This window comes from Kitasatospora sp. NPDC053308, from assembly GCF_055585785.1.
This window is the reverse complement of record NZ_JBVJJY010000028.1, coordinates 1-21,993: the sequence shown is the minus strand read 5'-3', so window position 1 is coordinate 21,993 and position 21,993 is coordinate 1. Positions and strand designations below refer to the sequence as shown.

At 75.0% G+C, this 21,993-nt stretch carries 11 protein-coding genes and 1 pseudogene; 9 read left to right on the top strand and 3 right to left on the bottom strand.

Annotation, left to right across the window (positions count from 1 at the left end):
• The first annotated feature begins 1,620 nt into the window (after nucleotides 1–1,620).
• The 6 genes and pseudogenes from ACZ6Y7_RS35145 to ACZ6Y7_RS35120 form a co-directional block, all read left to right on the top strand.
• The gene (locus tag ACZ6Y7_RS35145; RefSeq protein WP_465762015.1) at nucleotides 1,621–2,013 is read left to right on the top strand and encodes a hypothetical protein; all 393 of its coding nucleotides are present in this window, start codon (nucleotides 1,621–1,623) and stop codon (nucleotides 2,011–2,013) included.
• A 125-nt stretch (nucleotides 2,014–2,138) separates the two neighbouring features.
• Nucleotides 2,139–2,564: a phage tail protein gene (locus ACZ6Y7_RS35140; protein ID WP_465762014.1), complete on the top strand. Its 426-nt coding sequence runs from the start codon at nucleotides 2,139–2,141 to the stop codon at nucleotides 2,562–2,564.
• 116 nt (nucleotides 2,565–2,680) lie between these two features.
• Entirely contained in the window at nucleotides 2,681–3,403 is a 723-nt protein-coding gene (locus ACZ6Y7_RS35135; RefSeq protein WP_465762013.1) for a CIS tube protein, read from the top strand.
• Entirely contained in the window at nucleotides 3,400–5,178 is a 1,779-nt protein-coding gene (locus tag ACZ6Y7_RS35130; protein ID WP_465762012.1) for a VgrG-related protein, read from the top strand. Before ACZ6Y7_RS35135 ends, ACZ6Y7_RS35130 begins: the two co-directional genes overlap by 4 nt.
• A gap of 168 nt (nucleotides 5,179–5,346) precedes the next feature.
• The gene (locus ACZ6Y7_RS35125; protein WP_402225541.1) at nucleotides 5,347–5,658 is read left to right on the top strand and encodes a PAAR domain-containing protein; all 312 of its coding nucleotides are present in this window, start codon (nucleotides 5,347–5,349) and stop codon (nucleotides 5,656–5,658) included.
• Nucleotides 5,655–6,065 (top strand): annotated as a pseudogene (locus ACZ6Y7_RS35120) (GPW/gp25 family protein); the annotation flags it as partial. The gene ACZ6Y7_RS35125 and the pseudogene ACZ6Y7_RS35120, both read left to right, overlap by 4 nt.
• Nucleotides 6,066–6,483: 418 nt before the next feature.
• Here ACZ6Y7_RS35120 and ACZ6Y7_RS35115 read toward each other — a convergent pair.
• Nucleotides 6,484–6,702, bottom strand: coding sequence for a DUF5988 family protein (locus tag ACZ6Y7_RS35115; protein ID WP_465762011.1), 219 nt, complete (start codon nucleotides 6,700–6,702; stop codon nucleotides 6,484–6,486).
• A 345-nt stretch (nucleotides 6,703–7,047) separates the two neighbouring features.
• Here ACZ6Y7_RS35115 and ACZ6Y7_RS35110 point away from each other — a divergent pair, with 345 nt between their 5' ends.
• The 3 genes from ACZ6Y7_RS35110 (at nucleotide 7,048) to ACZ6Y7_RS35100 (ending at nucleotide 9,641) form a co-directional block, all read left to right on the top strand.
• Nucleotides 7,048–7,494: a hypothetical protein gene (locus ACZ6Y7_RS35110; RefSeq protein WP_465762010.1), complete on the top strand. Its 447-nt coding sequence runs from the start codon at nucleotides 7,048–7,050 to the stop codon at nucleotides 7,492–7,494.
• Nucleotides 7,495–7,668: 174 nt separating this feature from the next.
• Entirely contained in the window at nucleotides 7,669–8,994 is a 1,326-nt protein-coding gene (locus tag ACZ6Y7_RS35105) for a sensor histidine kinase (protein WP_465762009.1), read from the top strand.
• Nucleotides 8,979–9,641 (top strand): response regulator transcription factor, encoded by a 663-nt coding sequence (locus tag ACZ6Y7_RS35100; RefSeq protein WP_380328884.1) that lies wholly within the window; start codon nucleotides 8,979–8,981, stop codon nucleotides 9,639–9,641. Before ACZ6Y7_RS35105 ends, ACZ6Y7_RS35100 begins: the two co-directional genes overlap by 16 nt.
• Nucleotides 9,642–9,714: 73 nt before the next feature.
• Here the strand turns inward: ACZ6Y7_RS35100 and ACZ6Y7_RS35095 are convergent, their stop codons facing one another.
• Both ACZ6Y7_RS35095 and ACZ6Y7_RS35090 read right to left on the bottom strand, forming a co-directional pair.
• Entirely contained in the window at nucleotides 9,715–12,987 is a 3,273-nt protein-coding gene (locus ACZ6Y7_RS35095; protein ID WP_465762008.1) for a non-ribosomal peptide synthetase, read from the bottom strand.
• Between the two features lie 66 nt (nucleotides 12,988–13,053).
• Nucleotides 13,054–21,993: SDR family NAD(P)-dependent oxidoreductase (locus ACZ6Y7_RS35090; protein ID WP_465762007.1), on the bottom strand; the 8,940-nt coding region annotated here is incomplete at its 5' end.

Below are 21,993 nucleotides of genomic sequence, written 5' to 3'. Positions count from 1 at the left end.
GGGCCGTCGAGCCGGTCCGAGTCCGGTGGGGAGGGGCGTTCGGCAGGTCGGAGCGGGCCTGCTGCCGCACCGCCCCCGGCCGAGGGGGGACCGCGTGTGCAGCGCGTGGCCCGGCGGACCGGCGGCAGCCCGTCGGAGCCGTCCGTCCGGCCCGAGACCGGCGGTGACGGGCGCTCGGCCGAGCGACGCACACCGCCCGGTGGCGAACGCCCGGCGCCCGCGGAGCGCACCGGGAACGGACCGGCGGCGGGTGGTCCGACGCAGGCCGACGCGCCTCGCCCCGCCACCGGCTCCAAGCCCGGCCCCGCCTCGGACCACCCGCCGGTCGTCCCGCCGCAGCCCCTCGTCCCCGCGGCCCGGACTCGTCCCGCCGGCGCCCCCGGCCCGCACAGCACTCCCCAGGGAGGCGGTGCCGGCCCCGCTCCGACGGTTCCCGCGCGGCCGGTGGCCGGCGGCTGGGGCGTCCAGCGTGCCGCGACGCGCACCGGCCCCAGGCGCGGGCTGATCGGTGAGCGCCCGGTGAGGTACACCCTCGCCGCCGCCCCGCAGGCCTCGCCCGCGACCGGGCCGGGCACTCGCCCCGGCGCGGGCGCGGCGCCGCCCGCGCCACCCGTGGTCCCGGCGGTCTGGCCCAGGGCGCTGCGGTCCGGTGCGGACGGCGAACCCGCCGGGGAACAGGCCCCGGCCGTCCAGCGGGCGGTGCGGGCGCGGCACGTACCGGCTACGGGGACCAGCGGTACGGCTGCCGGGCGGGCCGGAGCGTCGCCGAGCCCGGACCGTCCTCGCGCGGCGGGCTCCACCGCGGAGCCGGTCCGGTCGTCCGGGGCCTCCACGCCCCACGCTGCGCGCGGACTTCGCGCGGCGGATGGCGGGGGCGACCGGGCGGCGGTCGGGCAGGGCCCGGCGCCGGTGCCGACGGCCGCCGCAGGGTCCGGTGCGGTGTCCGGTGCGGCTGGGGCGCGGGGCCTCGGAGGCGTGCTGCAACGGGCGCGGCGGCGCCGCGACCCGGTACGCAGGGACGCTCCACCGGCGGCCGGTCAGCCGTCGCCGCAGGGGAGTTCGGAGCCACCCGCCGCCGCAGCGCTGCCGGGTCGGCCGTCCGGCCCGCGCACGGGCACGGGCACGAGCGCCGCCACGGGCACGAGCACGGGCACGGGCAGGGGCGTCGCCACGGGCACGAGCGTCGCCACGGACGCGGTGACCGGTGTCGCGGGCGTGCTGCAACGGGTGCGCAGGGGGCCGAAGCCGGCGCCGCCTCGTCCGTCAACGCCGGGCGGTCCGCTGCCGCTCGGCCCCACCCCGGCGTCGGCCGTGCCGAGCGCGAGTGCCCCGGTCGTGCAGCGGGCCGTCTCCCCGGTCTCCGCCGGGCGCCCTGAGCCCGGCCGCGGTGCGGGTGCCGGCGGGAGTGCCGGTGCGGGTGCGGGTGCCGGTACTGCGCAGGCTGCGCGGCCCGCGGCGGTGGCCGCCGCCCGCCCGCCCGTGGTCCGGCTCGCTCCCGTGACGGCGCCGACGCTCCAGCGGCTGCCCGCCCACACCCGGGCCGCGCACCAGTCCCCGGCACCGCGGCCCCCGGTACAGCTGTCGCCCCTGCCGCCGTCCTCACCGGTCGTGTCGCAGGCCGTGAGCGTTCCTCCCGCCGTACGACCCGCCGGAGCCCCGCCGCCGTCGCCCGGTACGGCGCAGGTGCTGCAGCGGTTCGCGGAGCAGACGGGCCTGACCGGGGTGCCGTTGACGGCGGTGCCGGCCCGTACGCCCACCACCGTGCAGGCCGCGCCGGCGACCGGCTCGCCCGGATCGTCCGGCACGACCGCGTCCACCACTTCGGCCGCCTCGCCCTCCCGGAGCGCCTCCCCGTCGCACACCGGCGGACCGCCGGCCGAGACCGGCGGCCACGGGCTCGGCGACCTGGACGAGTTGGCCCGCCGCCTGGTCGAACCTGTCGGGCGGCTGCTGCGCACCGAGCTGCGCCGGGGGAGGGAGCGCAGCGGGCGGCCGTACGACGGGCGGCGCTGAGCGCCGAGCGCGGCGACCCGACCGGAAACCGAACACCGAACACCGAACACCGAGCACCGAGCACCGAGCACCAGGCACCAGGCACCAGGCACCAGGCACGACGAGGGAATCAGGATGCGGAACCGATGACCGACAACATCTTCGCGACGAGTGTGTTCTTCAGCCTGACCATCGGCGGCAACGACCTGGGCGAGTTCACCACCTGCTCCGGCCTCGGCGCCCAGGTCGAGATCGAGCAGTACGCGGAGGGCGGCAACAACGGCTTCGCCTGGCAGCTGCCGGGCCGGATCACCTGGACGAACATCACGCTGACCCGGGCGGTCACCGCGGACACCACGAAGATCGCCCGCTGGCTGAGCGAGATCGTCCGGAAGGTGGAGCCGAAGGACGGGGAGATCGTGGCGCTGCGGCCGGACTTGAGCCGGATCGTCGGTTGGCAGGTGCTCGGGATCGTCCCGGTGCGGTGGGAGGGGCCGTCCTTCGACCCCTCCAGCTCCCAGCCGGCGATGGAGACCCTGGAGATCGCCCACGCGGGCCTGCGCCCGTCCTGATCCCGGGGCCGACCGCGGGCCGCCGCCCCGGAAGTCCCCCGGAGCCCGCGGGAAGTCCCCCGGAAGTCCCCCTGAAGTCCCCCGCCGCCCCCCCACCCACCGGAAGGAGCACCAGGATGCCCTCGGCCGTCCCCGCGAGCGTCACCCGGGCCCAACTGACCATCATGGAGCCGCCGTCCACGGTCGGCGCCCAGCCCGGCGGCGCGCTCGCGCAGCTCCAGCTGCAGTTCAACCCGGCGACCCTGGTGCTGCGCAAGACCACCGAGTGGCGGCGCACGCCGTCCCGGATGGCCGGCCAGTCCGCGCTGCCCGAGTTCGTCGGCAGCGGCCCGCGCTCGCTCTCCCTCGACGTGTTCCTGGACTCGACCGCGACCCACGACAGCTCGGTGGAGCGGGCGGTGGAGAAGCTGATGACGGCCTGCGTGCCCACCCCGAGCAGTCTGGCGCGCAAGACGCCGGCCAGTCCGTGGATCCGACTGGACTGGGGCACCCTGAAGACGACCTCGTTCAACGGGGTGCTGACCGGCCTGTCGGTCACCTACACGCTCTTCGACGTGAACGGCAATCCGTTGCGGGCCGTCTGCTCGCTCTCCATCGACGAGGCGAGCGTGGATCCGGCGGGCCAGAACCCGACCTCGGGTTCGCCGGAGGCCCGCAGCACCCACCGGGTGATCGCGGGCGACAGCCTGCCGCTGCTCGCCTGGCGCGCGTACGGGGACGCGACGGCCTGGCGCACCATCGCGGAGGCCAACGACATCGACGACCCGATGGCCCTGGTGCCGGGCGAGGAGCTGATCGTGCCGGGGATCGACGAACTCACCCGGGGCGGGCGGCGATGACGACTCCCGAGGCCCGGGGCGGCCGGCCCTTCGCCGCGGATCCGGTGGTGGAGGCGCCGGGCCCGTTGCCGCCGGTCTGGGCGGCCCAGCTCGTCTCCTGCGACATCGAGGAGAGCGTCGGCCTGCCCGACACCGCCGTGCTGAGCTTCCGGGACGCGGACCACACCTTCCTCTCCGCGACCGGGATCACCATCGGGACCACGCTGCGGGTCTCCGTGGTGACCGTGCAGGGCAACACCCGGGTGAGGCTGTTCACCGGCGAGGTGACCGCGCTGGAGCTGGAGGTGGACACCACCGGCTCGTACACCGTGGTCCGGGCGTCGGCGGTCACCCACCGGCTGATGCGCGGGCGCCGGGTGAAGGCCTTCCGGAACATGTCGACGGCCGACATCGTCCGCCAGGTCGCCGCCGGCGCGGGCCTGACCTGCGGCCGGGTCGACTCCTTCCCGGTGGTCCACCAGCAGCTGTCCCAGGCGAACGTCCCGGACTGGGACTTCCTGCAGTTCCTGGCGCAGGAGAGCGGTGCGCAGGTGCGGGTGGACGACGACGGCAGGCTGGAGTTCGTCAGCCCCACGCCCGCGTCCGGCGCACCGGCCCCCTCCACCCCGGCGCCGCAGAACCCGATGGTGCTGGAGTACGGCCGCAACCTGCTGGAGCTGCGCGGGGTGCTGACCGGTGCCGCCGGCGCGGACACGGTCGAGGCGCGCGGCTGGAACGTCACCACCAAGAGCGCCCTGGTCGCCACCGAGCCCTCGGTGACCTCCCGGACGGTGCTCCCGGGGATGAGCCCCTCGACGGCGGCCGCCGCCTTCCCCGGCCGCGCCAAGCTGACCGTCGCCGACACCCCGTACCGCACCCAGGCGGAGACAGCCGCCGCGGCCCGCTCGCTGGCCGCCACCACGGCGGCCGGCTTCGGCGAGCTGGAGGCGGTCGTGGAGGGCAACCCCCGGCTGCGGGCGGGCACCGCCGTCGCCCTCGGGAACGTCGGTGCCGCGTTCTCCGGCCGCTACACCGTCACCGGCGCCCGCCACCTCCTCGAACCGTTCCGCGGCTACCGCACCACCGTGGTGGTCAGCGCCTCGCCCGACCGGTCGCTTGCCGGGCTGGTCACCGGCGGAAACGCGCCGCCGCGCGGGCCGCGGATGCCGGGCCTGGCCGTCGCCGTGGTCACCGACGTCCGGGAGCCCGGCGGCGGCCAGCGCGGCTGGGTGAAGCTGAAGTTCCCCTGGCTGGACGACACCTACGTCTCCGACTGGGTGCGCACCGTGCAGTGGGGCGGCCAGGGCGGCGGCGGGGTGTTCAGCCCCGAGGTCAACGACGAGGTGCTGGTCGGCTTCGAGCAGGGCGACCTGGACAGCCCGTACGTCCTCGGCGGGCTCTACAACGGCGTGGACCAGCCCTCGCCGCACGACGTGCCCCTGGTCGACCGGGCCGCCGGCAAGGTCAACCGCCGCTCCCTGGTGTCCCGTTCCGGCCACCGGCTGGAGCTGCTGGACGTGCCGGGCGGTGCCTCCGGCGTCCGTCTGGCGAGCGGGGACAAGAAGCTGGAGGTCCGGCTGGACCAGCAGCGCGGGGAGATCGTGCTGAACGTCCACGGCCCCGGCGCCGGGCCCGGCAGCATGGTGCGGCTCACCGCCTCCGGCATCACCCTGGACGCCGGCACCGGGACGGTGGACATCCGCGGCGGCTCGGTCACCGTCCGGGGCACCACGGCGGTCACCGTGGACGGCGGCGCGCAGGCCGTCCTCAAGGGGGCCTTCGTGCACATCAATTGACGGGACATCAGACGTTGCCGAGGGTTGCGGGGCGGCACAGGGACCGCCCCGCGACCGCATCGGCACCCTTCGCACCATCGGCGCATCAGCACATCAGCACATCGGCGCAACGGCGCAACGGCGCAACGACACATCGGCGCATCAGCACATCGGAAACGGAGACCGTACATGCCCCCCGCAGCCCGGACCGGCGACATGACCGATCACGGCGGCGCCCTCACCACCCCGCCGCCGGGCGCCGCCAGGGTGGCGACCGTGCTGATCGGCGGCCGCCCCGCCGCGGTGGTCGGCACGGTCCACGCCTGCGTCCCGCACGTGGAGATGGGCCCCGCCAACCTCGTCGAGCCCGAACTCGGCACGGTGACGGGGGGAGTGACGCTGATCGGCGGCCTGCCCGCGGCCCGCATGGGCGACAAGACGACCTGCGGCGCCACCATCATCGCCGGCGCGTTCGACGTGCTGATCGGAGGGGCGGTATGACCAGCGGCTTCATCGGACGGGGCTGGGCGTTCCCGCTACGGGTGAACGCCACCGGCGGCATCGGCATGGTCGACCGGGAGCGCGAGATCGCGGAGGCCATCCGGCTCATCCTCGGCACCGCCCCCGGCGAACGGCCGATGCGACCGGAGTTCGGCTGCGGCATCCACGAGTACGTCTTCGCCCCGGGCGACAGCACCACCGCCGGGCGGATCGCGCGCGAGGTGCGCATCGCGCTGGAACGCTGGGAGCCCCGGATCGAGGTCGACGACGTGGTGATCGCCTTCGACAGCGTCGACGAGGGCACGCTCTACATCGACGTCCACTACACGGTGCGCGCCACCAACGACCGCCGCAACCTGGTCTTCCCCTTCTACACCATCCCGGAGTTCCCGGACGCGGGGGAGGGGGGGGGCGGAGCAGACGACCCCCCCCCCCTCGTTCCCCCCCCCACCGGCCCCCCCCCCCCCGCGGGCGTTTGTGTGTGTTCCTGGTTTTTTTGTTTGGTTTCCCAGAGGGGGGGGGGCCCTGGGGGGCGGTTTCGCGTGTCCCCGCTCCGGTGCTGCGCGTCAGCCGGTCACGGCCGGTCGCACAGCCGTCGACTGCGGGAGCTGCCGCGCTTCGGCCGGGAACTCCGGCGTCCCGGTGCTCACGGGATCGTCCGGGTCGAGTCGGGCGACGGCGCGAGCACGGCGGGCACGCGCTCCATCGCCCTGTGACACATCGGCCGCGGTACGGACGGCCGCCGGTGACACGCGCGAAGCCGTGCACCGTCCGGGCGGACGGTGCACGGCTTCGGCGTGCGGGTCGCTCAAGGTCCCCGACGCGTCACTCCGCCACGTACGTGCTGTGGGTCCAGACGAAGACCCGCAGCTCGCGGTCGTCGACGAGAGTGGTCTCGGAGGTGGCCTCGAAGTGTTCGTGGCGGTTGCCGAGCGGGACCTTCACCTTGGGCACGTCGACGTCCGCCACGTGGCGCAGCTGCGCCGCACCGGTGAGCGCCGCGGAGCCGGTGAGGAACACGTTGGGTCCACCGTTGTCGTTCATGATCACCCTCACTTCTCTGGGGTCGGGGTTCCAGTTCTTCTCTGGTCTCTGTTCCTCGACGAGGCGCGCGCGGCGATTCCCCTCCCGCCGGGGGCGGTCGGCCCCGGCCGAAAGAGGGAAGGGCCGGGTGCTACGGGGGAGCGCACCCGGCCCTGGTCTCGCACAGGATCGTAACGTTCCCAACAGCCTTGCCGCGTGCGGCAGTTGAACGCCCTGAACACCGACTTCCGGGCGCCGGCCGAGGAGTGGGTCCAGCCCCACCCACCCGTACGGACAGACCCATGTCGGGCCGGCCCGGCGATCCGTACTGTCGGTAGCACAACGACACGAAGGAGAAGGACCACCATGGCCAACACCGGCGACATCACCACCGCGACCGCGCAGCTCGGCGACTCCCGCACCCAGGACGCATTCGACACGGTGAAGAAGTGCATCACGCTCTTCGGGGCCGTCGGCGCCATCGTCCTCGGCACCGTCGCGGTCATGGCGTTCACCGGCCACGAGGCGAGCCCGTTCATGTGGATCCGGGGGGCCATCCTGTTCCTGGTCACCTTCCTGCTCCACCGGTTCACCGTCCGCGCCGCCCAGGGCTCCTACAAGGCCTTCGACCGGCTGCGCACCCTCTCCACGATCATGCCGATCGCGATCATCGGCGTGGACCTGATCCCCGGCCTCTGCCCGGCGTGGTACGCCGTGATCCAGGGCCTGTCCGCCCTCGCCCTGATCGGCGTCGCCGTCATCACCCGCGGCTCCGCGCTGAGCGCCGCCTTCCCCGCCCCCGCCAAGAAGTGACGTGCTGAGGACCTGCTCCGCCCCTCAGATGGCCGGACCGCCCGCGGTATCCGGCCATCCGGCGTAGAACGGGCCGGTCCCGAACCGGGCCCAGCCCCCGGCCCGTTCCCGAACCGGGTCCCGGACCCGGCCCCCCGCTGACACAATGATCACCGCTGCGAAAGGAACTGGCCGATGAGGAGACGTCGAGGGGGCGATCCCCTGCGGTGGGGCACCGAGATCGGGCTCGGGCTCTACCGGTCCGTGGTGCTGACCGGGCTCACCTGTGTGATGCCCGTGGTCGCCGTGCCCGTCGCGGTGGGGGGCTCCGCGCTGGCCTACTCCTGGTCCGACGGACTGTCCGCCCCCCTGGCCGTCCGCGCGCTGGCCACCCTCGGGGAGACCCTGGTGGTGGTGCTCTGGGTCGCCGTCTCGCTGTGGGTCGTGCACCCGCTGACCAGCCGGGCGCTCGCCAAGGCCGCGCGCCGGTGCGCGGCGAACTGGCTCGACCTGGACATCCAGGTGACCTACCGCCCGGTCCCGCCGGTCACCCGGATGGCCACGGGCTTCTGGTGGGACGGCCACGAGTACCACAAGTCCGAGCGGGAGGCCCGCCGGCGCGCCAAGATGCACGCCCGGTTCCACGACCCGCAGCTGCACTGGGACGGCATGTGGGCCCTGGTCGCCTCGGTCACCGTGCTGCCGGTCGCCGCCCTGCCGCTGCTCGCGCTCGGCTACGGCGGCTACATGGCCCTGACGCCCGGTCTCACCGGCTACGGCATCGCCGTGATCGTGGCCGGCCTGGCCGGTGCCCCCTTCGCCTGGCGCATCCTCCGCCCCATGGCGCGCCGGTTCCTCGGGCCGGTCCCGAGCACCCGGCTCGGGCGCCGGGTGGAGGAACTGGAGGCGATCCGCGCCGACCTGACCCAGACCCAGGCCGCCGAACTGGAACGCATCGAGCGGGGCCTGCACGACGGGGCCCAGGCCCGGCTGGTGGCGATGGGCATGTCGATGGGCGCCGCCGAGCAGCTCGTCGACAGCAACCCCGAGGCCGCGAAGGCGATCCTCGCCGAGGCCCGCGCCACGTCGGCCACCGCGCTCGCCGAGCTGCGCTCGCTCGTCCGCGGCATCAACCCGCCCGTCCTCGCCGAGCGCGGCCTGGTCGACGCCCTGCGGGCCCTCGCCCTCGACTCCTCCGTGGAGGTCGACGTCTTCAGCCAGGTGCCCGCGCGCCCCGAACGCCCCGTCGAGTCGGCCGTCTACTTCTCCGTCGCGGAACTGCTGGCCAACGTGGCCAAGCACTCCCGGGCCGAACGGGTCAAGGTCGAACTCAGCTACGCGGCGCGGATGCTCACTGCTACCGTGAGCGACGACGGAATCGGCGGAGCCGCCGCATCCACAGGGTCCGGACTGACCGGCATCGAGCGCCGCATGGCAGCCTTCGGCGGACGCCTGGAGATCGACAGCCCGGCCGGAGGACCCACTCGTATCACCGTGGCGGTGCCGTGCGAATTGTCGTAGCCGAAGACCTCTTCCTGCTCCGCGACGGGCTGGTGCGCCTCGTCGAGGCGTACGGCCACACCGTCGTCGCGGCCGTCGACTCGGGGCCCGCCGCGCTGGAGGCACTGGTCGGCCTCCGGCCGGACGCGGCGATCGTCGACGTCCGGCTGCCGCCGACGTTCTCCGACGAAGGACTCCAGGCCGCGCTCTCCGCGCGCCGGGAGATCCCCGGGCTGCCGGTGCTGATCCTCTCCCAGCACGTGGAACAGCTGTACGCGCGCGAGCTCCTCGCGGACGGGCACGGTGGCATCGGCTACCAGCTGAAGGACCGTGTCCTGGACGCCGGCCAGTTCATGGACGCCGTCCACCGCGTCGCCGACGGCGGCACCGCGCTCGACCCCACGGTCGTCGCCAAGCTGCTGGGCCGGCCCATGCGGGCCAACCCCCTCGCCACCCTCACCGAACGGGAGCGCTCCGTCCTCGCGCTGATGGCCGAGGGGCTCTCCAACACGGCGATCGCGAACCAGCTCTTCCTCAGCGAGGGCTCCATCAGCAAGTACACGACCACGATCTTCGCCAAGCTCGGGCTCGCCAACGACGACGACACCAACCGCAGGGTCCGGGCCGTCCTCGCCTACCTCGGCGCCGACGGGCAGGGCGAGCAGTAACGGCGGTCGGGCCGGGGCGCAGGCCCTGCGGGACACCCCGCAGGGCCGTTTCGCGCGCCCGCCCCGGCCTCCGTCAGCCGACCGCTGCCGCCGCCTCCCGTCGCGTCTCCTCGCGCCGCGCCGCGTTCCGGACGGCGGCGGCCAGCTCCCGCGGGGTGCGCCGCTCGAACACCTCGGCGAGGCTGATCGACACCCCGCTGAGGTTCTGGAACTCCTGCATCGCCAGGGCGGCGAGCATGGAGTTCCCGCCGGACGCGAAGAAGTCGGTGTCGGCGTCGAGCCCTTCGTCCTGCAGGATGCTCCGCCACAGCCCCGTCAGCTGGGCCGTCAGGTCGTCCAGGTCCGGGCCGTCCGGGTCGTCCGCGCGGTCCGCGCGGTCCGGAGCACCCGGGACGGGACCGCGGCCCGGCCGGGCCGCGGCCGCGCGCCGGGCCTCCACCATCCGCTGCAACGCGGGGTAGTCGACCTTCCCGCTGCCGTTGAGCGGCATCGAGTCGACCGTCACGAGGTCCCCGGGCAGCATCGATCGGGACAGCCGCGCGCGGGCGTGCGCCCAGACGCTCGCGGTGTCGATCGGGCCGGCGGCCGGCTCCAGGCAGCCGATCAGCACGGCGTCCGCGCTCGGGTCGCCGACCATGATCACCGCAGCGCCGCCGACCTCGGGGTGGGCCAGCAGCGTCGCCTCGATCTCGCCGAGTTCGATCCGGTTGCCGCGGAGCTTGACCTGGCGGTCGCTCCGGCCGAACAGGTCGATCAGACCGTCCGCACGCCAGCACGCCACGTCGCCCGTCCGGTAGAACCGCCCGTACACGGGGTGCTCGCCGAAGCGCTGCGCGTTGAGGTCCGGCCGGCCGTGGTACCCGATCGCCACGCCGACGCCCGAGATGCAGAGCTCCCCGCGGACACCCACCGGCAGGTCGCGGCCGTGCCGGTCGACGACGTGGACCTTGGTGTTGCGGATCGGCCTGCCGACGTCGAAGCGGCCCTGCGGCTCGTCCACCAGGGCGCGTGACGTCGACCAGATGGTCGTCTCGGTCGGCCCGTAGGCGTGGTGCAGCACGCAGCCGGCCGCCACCAGCCGCCGGGCCAGCGACAACGGCACCGGCTCACCGCCCACGATGACGCCGCGACCGCGCAGGCAGTCCGCCACCCGGTCGATGACGAGCCGCCAGGTCGTGGGCGTCGCCTGGACGAACCGCGCCCCGTGCCGCTCGATCAGCTCCCGCAGCACCCGGCCGTCGCTCCTGGCCGCGTCGGGGGCGGCCACCAGGCGGCCGCCGGAGACCAGCGGCACGAACAGTTCGAGGCCGGAGATGTCGAACGCGAACGTCGTGGTCCACAGCGTGGTGTCGCCGGCCGAGGCACCGAACTGCTCGGCGAAGTGCGCGACGACGTTGGCCAGGGCCGCGTGGTCGATCAGCGTCCCCTTGGGCCGGCCGGTCGAGCCCGAGGTGTACATCAGGTACGCGCAGGCCTTCGGGTCCACGGCGACGGGCCCGGCGTCGGCCGCTGCCCGTTCCGCACCCGCTTCCGCACCCGCTTCCGTGCCCGGTTCCGTGCCCGGCCCGGGCTCCGGCGCGTCCTCGACGGCCGGCGCGGTCAGCAGGACCAGGCCGTCCTCGGCGGCCTGTGCCAGGCCGCCGGCCGCGTCCGCGGTCGTGACGAGGACCCGCGCGGCCGAGTCGGACAGCTGGTAGCGGATCCGCTCCTCGGGGTGGGCCGTGTCGACGGGCAGGTACGCCGCGCCCGCCAGCCATGTTCCGAGGACCGCCGCGACCAGCTCCGGCCCGCGCGGAAGGGCCACCGCCACCACGTCCCCGGTCCGGACGCCGGCCTCCCGGAGACGGGTGCTCACGACGTGCGCCGCGCTCCACAACCGCCGGTACCCGACCGAGCGGTCGCCCTCGACGACGGCCACGGCCCCGGGCGAGCGCAGCACCTGCGCGTGGACGGCTTCGAGCACCGAGGCGGGCTCGACCGGCCGGGTGGTGTCGTTCGCCGCCCCGACGATCTCGTGGTCCCGCTCGCACCACCACTCGACCTCGGCCACCGCCCGGTCCGCGTCGTCCGTGAACGAGGACAGCACCGCCGCGAAGCGCTCCAACAACAGCTCGGCGTGGGCCGGTTCGAAGAGCTCGGTCCGGTAGACGGCCCGCAGCGCGATCGCGTCCTCGGTCGACGTGGCGCGCAGGTCGAAGTCGAACTTGCCGAAGCCGTTCCCCGCGGCGAACGGCCTGGCCGCCAGGCCGTCGAGGGCGAACGCGGCGGGACCGCTCCCGGTCCGGTGCTCGAACACGTGGCGGAAGGGCAGCGAGCGCCGGCCGGACGGCGCCGCCGGGAGCAGGTCCGCCTGCGCGTCCACGGCCACGTCGGCGTGCGCCACGCCCGCACGCAGCCGCTCCCCGCTGCGGCGCACCAGGTCGCGGACGCTCTCCGCCCGGTCCAGCCGAAGCCGCAGCGGCACATGGGTGACGTGGTACCCGATCGCGCGGGCGGCGTGCTCCGGCCGGACGTCGACCGGGAGGCCCACCAGCAGGTCGGGCCCCGCGCCGCACGCCTCCAGCAGCACGTAGTAGGCGGCCAGCAGGACCGCCGACTCCGGGACGCCGAGCTCCGCGGCGAGGCCGCGCACCCCGGCCACCGTACGGGCCGGCAGGGTGCGCACGACCTCCGCCGCCGCCAGCGTCGGCCGGTCCGGCTCGGGCTCGGTGCAGGACAGCTCCATGGTGTCGGTGGTCGCGCCGGCCAGCTCCTCGCGCCAGAAGGCGAGGCTCTCCCGGCTCGGGACGGGCCCGGCCCAGCCGGCCGTGTCCCTGTCGGCCGTGGGAGCGTCGGCCGTGGGAGCGCCGGCCGTGCTCTCGTACGCGGCCGCCAGGTCCGTCAGCAACAGCGGGACGGACGCCTCGTCGAAGACCAACTGGTGGGCCGTCACGCAGAGGACGTCCGTGTCCGGGGCGCGGAAGAGCACCGCTCGCAGCATCGGCCCGCCGTCCAGGGCGAACGGCGCGGCGGTCACCGACGCGAGGTCGGCCTCGCTCGGTTCGCCCGCCAGCGCGACCTGCACCAGGTCCACCCGGAACTCGTCCGGGCCGACCACCCGCCTGGCCAGCCGGGTGCCGTCGCTGGTGTAGACGGTGCGCAGCGCCTCGTGGCGGCGCAGCACCACGGCCAGCGCCGCGTTGAGCCGCAGCGGGTCCACCCGCCCGGCGACGGTGAACGCCGCGGACAGGTTGTTCACGGGAGTGCCCGGCACCAGCGACTCGAACAGCCACAGCGCTTCTTCCCGGGGGGAGACTCCCGCGTCGTCCCCCGGATCCGCAGGCTTGCGCCCCTCCGCGGAAATCATCACGTCACTCCTCTGCCATTCCAGGTCCGTTGGGGCCCGCCGGTCTTCCCGCCGGTGCCCGACCGCTCAGATCCCCAGCTCTTTGTCGATCAGGTCGAAGATCTCGTCGTCCGTCGCCCCGATGATGTCCTCGTCGGAGGGGCCGTCCTCGTCGGAGGAGGCGCCGTCCGGGTCCGCGCCGCGGAACTCCTCCAGGAGGTGTTCGAGACGGCTCGTGATCTTCGCCTTCTGACCGCCCCGCCGGGCGATCGCGGTCAGCAGGGACTTGAGCCGGTCGAGTTCGTTCAGCACCGGCTCGTAGTCGATCTCCTGCTCGGCGATCCGGTCCCGGAGGTAGCGGGCGAGCTCCACGGGCGTGGGGTAGTCGAAGACCACCGCGGCCGGGAGTCGCAGCCCGAGGGCACCGGTGATCCGGTTGCGGAACTCCAGCGCGGTCAGCGAGTCGAACCCGAGCTGGCGGAAGTACCGCGCGGCCTCGATGGACTCGGAGCCGGGCCGGTTGAGCACCAGGGCCGCCTGGGTCAGGACCAGGTTCAGGACGGCCTCCTCCAGCTGCTCGGGCGGGAGCGCGACCAGCTGGTTCAGCAGGTTCTTCCCGGCCTCCGGGGCGGAGCGTCCCACCGTGCGCCGGCCGGGGCGGACGAGCCCGGTCATCAGGGCGGGAACGACGCTCCCGGGACGGCGCAGCGCGGGCAGGTCCAGGCGCGCCGTCACCAGCAGCGGGTCGGTGGCCCGGGCCGCCGAGTCGAGCAGGGCGAGCCCCTCGGACGCGGACAGCGGCTTCAGCCCCTGACGGGCCATCCGCCGGCGGTCGGCCTCGGTGAGCTCGCCGGCCATGCCCTGCTCCCAGGGCCCCCACGCCAGCGACACGGCCGGCAGACCGAGGTGGCGCCGGTGGGCGGCCAGGGCGTCCAGGAAGGTGTTGCCCGCCGCGTAGTTGGCCTGGCCCGGGGTGCCCCAGACGCCGGCCACCGACGAGAAGAGGGTGAAGGTGTCCAGGTCCAGGTCGCGGGTCAGCTCGTGCAGGTGCCAGGCGGCGTCGGTCTTCGGCCGCATGACCTGCTCGACCCGGTCGGCGGTGAGCGAGCCGAGGACACCGTCGTCCAGGACGCCCGCCGTGTGGACGACCCCGGTGAGCGGCACGCCGTCCAGGACGCTCGCCAGCTGCGCGCGGTCGGCGGCGTCGCACGCCACGACCCGCACGTCCGTCCCGGCGCCCGCCAACTCGGCGGCCAGCGCGGGCATGCCGGCGGCGGCCACCCCGCGGCGGGAGGCGAGCAGGAGCCGTTCCGCCTGCCCGGTCACCGCCAGGTGCCGGGCGACCAGCCCGCCGAGCGCACCGGAGGCGCCGGTCACCAGGACGGTGGCGGGACGGCGGGCGGCGGGCGGCGCGTCGGGGTCGTTCAGGCCGGGGTCGGTTGCGTCGGGATCCGTTGCGTCGCGGTCGGTTGCATCGCGGTCGGTTACGTCGCGGTCGGTTGCGTCGCGCTCGTTCGGGCCGGGGTCGTTCGCGTCGGCCGCACGCGCCAGTCGCGGCACCCGCACCTCCCCGTCGCGCACCGCGAACTCGCGCTCCCCCAGCGCCGCTCCGGCCGCGACCAGAGCCCCGGAGTCCGCGAGCACCGCGACGTCCGCCAGCACGATCCGCTCCGGATGCTCACCGGCGGCCGCACGCACCAGTCCGACCACGCCCGCGCTCTCCAGGCGCACGCCCGCGCCCCCACCCGCGTCCACACCGCACTCGGTCACCACCACCAGCTTCGACCCGTCGAGGGCGCCGGCCGACAGGCAGTCCCGGACCGCCTCCAGCACGCGCAGCACGGCGGCCCGCGCCGCCGCCGGCACGTTCGCGGGGAGGGGGGTGGGGTCGGGGGTGCAGCAGACGAGCACGGCACCCGGCACCGGTGCACCCGCCTCCACCGCGGCCACCAGGTCCGGCACGTCCGCGTACGCCACGGCACCGGGCACGGCCAGACCACCGTCGCCGCCGAGCACCGCCCACGGACGGCCCGGCTCCCCGGACGCCTCCGTCGCGGCGCCGACCGGCACCCAGTCCACCCGGAAGAGCCCGTCACGGGCCACCCCGGCGGCCTGGTCCAGGGTGCCGACGGCCAGCGGCCCGAGCACCACGGAACCGGCCGAGGCGACCGGCTGTCCGGCCTGGTCGGCCAGGGTCACCGACACGCCCTCGCCGGAGACCGCCGGGGCCACCCGCACGCGCGCCACCATCGCGCCCGAGGCGTGAACGACCACGTCGCTCCACGCGAAGGGCAGGAAGAGGCCCTGCCCGGCCGTCGGCTCCAGCTGTTCCAGGCCGACGAGCTGCACCGCGGCGTCCAGCAGGACGGGGTGCACCCCGAACCCGGACACGTCGGTCCCCTCGGCCAGCGCCACCTCCGCGAACACCTCGTCGCCACGCCGCCACGCCGTCCGGACCGCCCTGAACACCGGCCCGTACCCGTGCCCGGCGGCCGCCAGCCGCTCGTACAGCGCGTCCACGTCGACCGCCTCGGCTCCGGTGGGCGGCCACTGCACGCTCCACGCCGCCGTGTCCGCGAGGGCGTCGCCACCGGCAGTCTCCTCGGCGTCCGGGGCCAGGGTGCCGGACGCATGCCGCACCCACTCCCCCTCGGCCGCCCGCGCGAACACCGTGACCTCCCGCAGCCCGGCGGGATCGGCCTCCCCGACGGTCACCTGGATGCGCACGCCGCCGCGCTCCGGAAGCACCAACGGCATCTCGACGGTCAGTTCCCCGATCCGGCCGCAGCCGGCCTCGTCACCGGCCCGCACCGCGATGTCGACCAGCGCCGCCGTGGGCACCACCACGCGACCGGTCACGAGGGACTGGGCCAGCCACGGCTGCGCGGACAGCGCCAGGTGCCCCGTCAGGACGATGCCGCCGGTCGCCGGCAGTTCGACGGCCGCCCCCAGGAGAGGGTGGGCGGGGGTGCCGAGGCCGAGGTCCTCGGCGCGGCTTCCGCCGACCGCGGTCAGCCAGTACCGCTGCCGCTGGAAGGCGTACGTGGGCAGGTCGACCCGCTGGGCGCCGGTGCCCGCGTAGAGCTCGCCCCACTCGACCGGCACGCCGCGGACATAGGCCTTGGCGAGAGCGGTGAGCAGGGCACGGGGCTCGTCACGCCCCCGGCGCAGGAGGGGGAGCCAGACCTCGTCGGCGGCGTCGCCGTGGGTGTCGGTGCGGGTCTGCGGGCCCATGCCGGACAGGACGCCGTCCGGGCCGATCTCGATGAACGTCCTGACACCGGCGGCGCGCAGGGCGTTCGCCGCGTCGCAGAAGCGGACGGCCTCGCGGACGTGCTTCACCCAGTAGGCCGGGTCGGTGACCTCGTCGGTGACCGGCTCGCCGGTCAGGGCGGAGACCATCGCCAGCCTGGGCTGCTGGTAGTCGACGGAGGCGACGACGCGGGCGAACTCCGCCAGCATCGGTTCCATCAACGGCGAGTGGAAGGCGTGCGAGACCTGCAGACGCTTGGTCCGCGCCCCCGCCCGCGCCAACTCCTCCGCCACCGCGAGCACGTCGTCCTCGACCCCGGACACCACGACCGCGTTCACGCCGTTCACCGCGGCGATCCCGACACCCGCGCGGCCCGCGATCGCCTCCAGGACGCGCTCCTCCGCGGCCTCGACCGCCACCATCGCACCGCCGGAGGGGAGTTGCTGCATCAAACGGCCCCGCGCGGCCACCACCGCGCACGCGTCGTCCAGCGACCACACACCGGCCACGTGCGCGGCCGCGAGCTCACCGATCGAGTGCCCCGCCACCACCTGCGGCGACACACCCCACGATTCCAGAAGCCGGAACAACGCGACCTCGATCGCGAACAATGCCGGCTGCGCCCACCCCGTCTCGTCGATCCGACCCTCGCCCTCACCACGAATCACCGCGGCCAACGAGCCGTCCAGATGCTCGGCCAGACCGGCACACACCGCGTCGAAGGCCTCGGCGAACACCGGGAACGCCGCGTACAGCCCCTGACCCATCCCGATCCGCTGCGCACCCTGCCCGGTGAACACGAAACCGACCTTGCCGACCCCACCCACGGCGCCGGAGATCACACCCAGAGCCTCGCGCCCCCCGGCCAACTCCTTTAGTCCGGAGACCAGTTCGTTGCGGTCCGCACCCAATACCACTGCCCGGTGCTCCAGCGCCGCCCGCGACGTCGCCAGCGACCAACCCACGCTCGCCAGGTCGACGTCTTGCTGCTGGACGAAGGCCGTCAGCTGTCCCGCCTGCGCGGCGAGACCTTCGGCCGTGCGTCCCGACACCACCCACGGCACGACCGGGAGCACAACACCGCCGGCGGGCGAGTCGACGGCGCCCTGATCGGGCGCCTGCTCGATGATGACGTGCGCGTTGGTCCCGGAGAACCCGAAGGACGACACCCCCGCGCGCCGCGGGTGTTCGGCGTCGGGCCAGGGCTGCGCCTCGGTCACCAGCCGGACCGCACCCGATTCCCAGTCGATGTGCGAGGACGGCTGGTCCGCGTGGAGCGTCGCGGGCACGATCCCGTGCCGCATCGCGGCGACCATCTTGATGACGCCCGCGGCACCGGCGGCGGCCTGGGCGTGGCCGATGTTGGACTTCACCGACCCGAGCAGCAGCGGCCGGTCAGCCGGCCGGTCCTGCCCGTAGGTTGCCAGCAGCGCCTGGGCCTCGATCGGGTCCCCCAGCCGGGTCCCCGTCCCGTGCCCCTCCACCACGTCCACGTCGCTCGCCGACAGGCCCGCGCTGGCCAGCGCCGCCCGGATCACCCGCTGCTGCGACGGACCGTTCGGCGCCGTCAGACCGTTCGACGCACCGTCCTGGTTGACCGCCGAACCGGCCACCACCGCGAGCACCTTGTGGCCGTTGCGCCGTGCGTCGGACAGGCGCTCCAGCACCAGGACGCCGACGCCCTCGCCCCAGCCGGTGCCGTCCGCCGACTCCGCATACGCCTTGCAGCGACCGTCCGGGGCCAGGCCGCGCTGCCGCGAGAAGTCGATGAAGGTACCCGGCGTCGACATCACCGTCACGCCGCCGGCCAGCGCGAGCGAGCTCTCGCCCGAGCGCAGCGACTGGCACGCCAGGTGCAGCGCCACCAGCGACGACGAACACGCCGTGTCCACCGTCACCGCCGGCCCCTCCAGACCCAGCGCGTACGCCACCCGCCCCGAGGCGACCGACCCCGTCCCACCCGTGCCGAGGTACCCCTCGACCTCCTCCGGCACGAAGTGCGACGGCAGGTAGTCGTGGTAGAAGAGCCCCGCGAACACACCGGTCGCGCTGCCCCGCAACCCCGTCGGATCGATTCCCGCGTCCTCCAACGCCTCCCACGACGCCTCCAGCAGCAGCCGCTGCTGCGGATCCATCGCCACGGCCTCCCGCGGACTGATCCCGAAGAACTCCGCGTCGAAGTCCGCGGCGTCGTAAAGGAATCCACCTTCCCGCGACACGCTCTTGCCGGCGGCCTCCGGGTCCGGGTCGTAGACGTCCGTCGCCCAGCCGCGGTCGGCGGGGAACTCTCCGATGGCGTCCGCACCCGACGCGAGCAGCTCCCAGAACTCGGTGGGCGACGACACGCCACCCGGGAACCGGCACGCCATCCCGACGATCACCAGGGGGTCGTCATCCACCGGTGCGCGACCGCGCGTCCGGAGCGCGGAACCCGCCGAGGCGGGACCGCCCTCACCGACCAGCTCGGCCAGGACGAACCCGGCCAACGCCGCCGGGGTCGGGTAGTCGAAGACCGCCGTGGCCGGCAGGCGCAGGCCCGTGGCGTCGCCGAGGCGGTTGCGCAGTTCGACGGCGGTGAGCGAGTCGAAGCCGACGTCGCGGAAGGACCGGTCCGCGTCGAGGCTGCCCGGTCCGGACATGCCCAGCACCAGGGCCGCCTGCGACAGGACCAACTCCCGCACAGTCTCCCGTTGTTCGTCCGGGCTCAGGGCGGCCAGCCGCGCGGCCAGCGCGTTCTGGTCTCCGGCGGTGGGCTGACCGACCGTGCGGCGGATGTGCGAGCCGTCCCGCGCCGCCCGGGCCAGGCCCGACAGCAGCGGCGGGACGTCGCCGGAGCGGCGGAGCGCGGGCAGGTCCAGCTCGGCCGCCACGAGCAGCGCCTCGGGCCGGCCGGCGGCCGCGTCCAGGACTGCGAGCCCGCGCGCGTCCGACAGCGGACGCACGCCCAGGCGGGCCATCCGCCGACGGTCGGCGTCCGTGAGTTCGCCGGCCATGCCGTGCTCCCACGGCCCCCACGCCAGCGACACGGCGGGCAGTCCGAGGTAGCGCCGGTGGACGGCCAGCGCGTCCAGGAAGGTGTTGCCCGCCGCGTAGTTGGCCTGGCCCGCGTTGCCGACCACACCGGCGATCGACGAGAAGAGCACGAAGGTGTCCAGGTCATGACCGCGTGTCAGCTCGTGCAGGTGCCACGCCGCGTCGACCTTCGGACGCATGACCGCCGCCAGCCGCTCCGGGGTCAGCGCGGCGACGACCCCGTCGTCCAGGACTCCCGCCACGTGGACGACGCCCGTCAGCGACACGCCGTCCAGGACCCCGGCCAGCTCGTCACGGTCGGCCACGTCACAGGCGGCCACACTGACGTCGGCGCCCAACTCCTTCAGCTCGGCCACGAGTTCCGGCATCCCGACGGTGTCGATGCCGCGACGCGAGACCAGCAGCAGCCGCCCGGCCCGTCCGGTCGCCGCGAGATGCCGGGCGACCAGTCCGCCCAGCGCACCCGACGCGCCGGTCACCAGCACCGTGCCCGCACGGCCTTCCACGGTGCCGGCCGGGACGGGCGCGGACGGCACCCGCACGAGTCGCGGCACGCGCAGCCGGCCCGCCCGCACCGCGAACTGCGGCTCGCCGGACGCCACGCCTGCCCGCAGCCACTCCACGATGTCGGCGGAGAGGTCCGGCAGGTCCGCCAGCAGCACCCGGCCGGGATTCTCCGCCTGGACCGCTCGGACGAGACCCCAGACCGGAGCGGCCGCGATCTCCACCAGCGCCTCCGGGCCCGCGTCCACCGCGCGCTCGGTCATGACCACCAGCCGCGACGCCGACAGCGCGTCCGCGGCCAGCCACTCCTGCACCAGCTCCAGCGCGCCGACGGCGGCGCCACGCGCCGCACCCGGGACATCGTCGGGGTCCGGCGTGGGCACAGCCCGCGCCACCACGACCTCGGGAACGGCCTCACCCGCGCCGAGGGCCGCCAGTAGCGCGGCCAGATCGGCGTACGACTCCGCGCCGGGCAGCTCCTCCCCGAGGACGGCCCACCGGCCGTTCGACCCTCCGGGGGCCGCCACCGCGGCGGCGGGGACCCACTCCACCCCGAACATCGACCCGGCCGCGGAGCCCGCGCCGCCCGCGAGGTCCTCGGCCGACGCGGCCCGCAGCACCAACGACCCCACGGACGCCACCGACTCGCCCGCGGCGTCGGCCAGCGTCACCGACACGCCCTCGCCCGAGGCCGCCGGCGCCACCCGCACCCGCGCCGCCACTGCGCCCGACGCGTGCACCGTCACGTCGCTCCACGCGAACGGCAGCGTCAAGACGTCGCCGCCGTCGGCCCTCAGGCCCGCCACGTGCAGCGCGCTGTCCAGCAGGGCCGGGTGCAACCCGAACCCGGACGCGCTCACGCCGTCCGGCAGCGCCACCTCGGCGAACAGCTCCCCGCCACGCCGCCAGGCCGCGCGGAGCCCCTGGAACACCGGACCGTAGGCGAGACCGCCGGCGGCCAGGCCCGGGTAGAACCCGTCCAGATCGACGGCCTCGGCGCCGGCCGGCGGCCACTCGGTCAGCGCGCCGTCGGCCGTCACCTCGGCCGGGGCCAACGAGCCCGCCGCGTGACGGGTCCACTCCTCCGCGAGCGTCGCGTCCTCGGTCTGCGCGTAGACCGCCACCGCGCGGTGACCGGCCTCGTCGGCCTCGTCCACCGTCACCTGCACCCGGACGCCGCCCTGGGAGGGGAGCACCAGCGGTGACTCGATCAGCAGTTCCTCGATCCGGCCGCAGCCGGCCTCGTCGGCCGCGCGCACCACCATGTCGACCAGCGCGGCTCCAGGCACCACCACCCGACCGGCCACCACATGATCGGCCAGCCACGGCTGCCGGGCCAGCGACAGCCGCCCGGTCAGGACGAGGCCGCCGCTGGCCGGAAGCGTCACCGCCGCGCCCAGCAGCGGGTGCCGCGCCGGGGACTGGCCCAGCCCCGCCGCGTCCACCGCGACGGATCCGGCCGGCAGCCAGTAGCGCTGCCGCTGGAAGGCGTACGTGGGCAGGTCGACGCGCTGGGCACCGGTGCCCGCGTAGAGCTCGCCCCACTCGACCGGCACGCCGCGGACGTAGGCCTTGGCGAGAGCGGTGAGCAGGGCGCGGGGCTCGTCACGCCCCCGGCGCAGGAGGGGGATCCAGACCTCGTCGGCGGCGTCGCCGTGGGTGTCGGTGCGGGTCTGCGGGCCCATGCCGGACAGGACGCCGTCCGGGCCGATCTCGATGAACGTCCTGACACCGGCGGCGCGCAGGGCGTTCGCCGCGTCGCTGAACCGGACGGCCTCGCGGACGTGCTTCACCCAGTAGGCCGGGTCGGTGACCTCGTCCGTCACCACCCGGCCGGTCAGCGCCGACACGAGGGGGAGGCGGGGCTGCTGGTAGTCGACCGCGCCGACGACGCGGGCGAACTCCGCCAGCATCGGCTCCATCAACGGCGAGTGGAAGGCGTGCGAGACCTGCAGACGCTTGGTCCGCGCCCCCGCCCTCGCCAACTCCTCCGCCACGGCGAGCACGTCGTCCTCGACCCCGGACACCACGACCGCGTTCACACCGTTCACCGCGGCGATCCCGACACCCGTGCGGCCCGCGATCGCCTCCAGGACCCGCTCCTCCGCGGCCTCGACCGCCACCATCGCACCACCGGAGGGAAGTCGCTGCATCAAACGGCCCCGCGCGGCCACCACCGCACACGCGTCGTCCAGCGACCACACACCGGCCACATGCGCGGCCGCCAGCTCACCGAT

What these genes read in the sequence shown, in the direction of transcription:
- ACZ6Y7_RS35140 (WP_465762014.1), top strand. Translation starts at nt 2,139, where the DNA reads ATGACCGACAACATCTTCGCGACGAGTGTGTTCTTCAGCCTGACCATC.
- ACZ6Y7_RS35110 (WP_465762010.1), top strand. Translation starts at nt 7,048, where the DNA reads ATGGCCAACACCGGCGACATCACCACCGCGACCGCGCAGCTCGGCGAC.
- ACZ6Y7_RS35095 (WP_465762008.1), bottom strand. Translation starts at nt 12,987, where the DNA reads ATGATTTCCGCGGAGGGGCGCAAGCCTGCGGATCCGGGGGACGACGCG.
- ACZ6Y7_RS35115 (WP_465762011.1), bottom strand. Translation starts at nt 6,702, where the DNA reads ATGAACGACAACGGTGGACCCAACGTGTTCCTCACCGGCTCCGCGGCG.
- ACZ6Y7_RS35105 (WP_465762009.1), top strand. Translation starts at nt 7,669, where the DNA reads ATGAGGAGACGTCGAGGGGGCGATCCCCTGCGGTGGGGCACCGAGATC.
- ACZ6Y7_RS35130 (WP_465762012.1), top strand. Translation starts at nt 3,400, where the DNA reads ATGACGACTCCCGAGGCCCGGGGCGGCCGGCCCTTCGCCGCGGATCCG.
- ACZ6Y7_RS35125 (WP_402225541.1), top strand. Translation starts at nt 5,347, where the DNA reads ATGCCCCCCGCAGCCCGGACCGGCGACATGACCGATCACGGCGGCGCC.
- ACZ6Y7_RS35135 (WP_465762013.1), top strand. Translation starts at nt 2,681, where the DNA reads ATGCCCTCGGCCGTCCCCGCGAGCGTCACCCGGGCCCAACTGACCATC.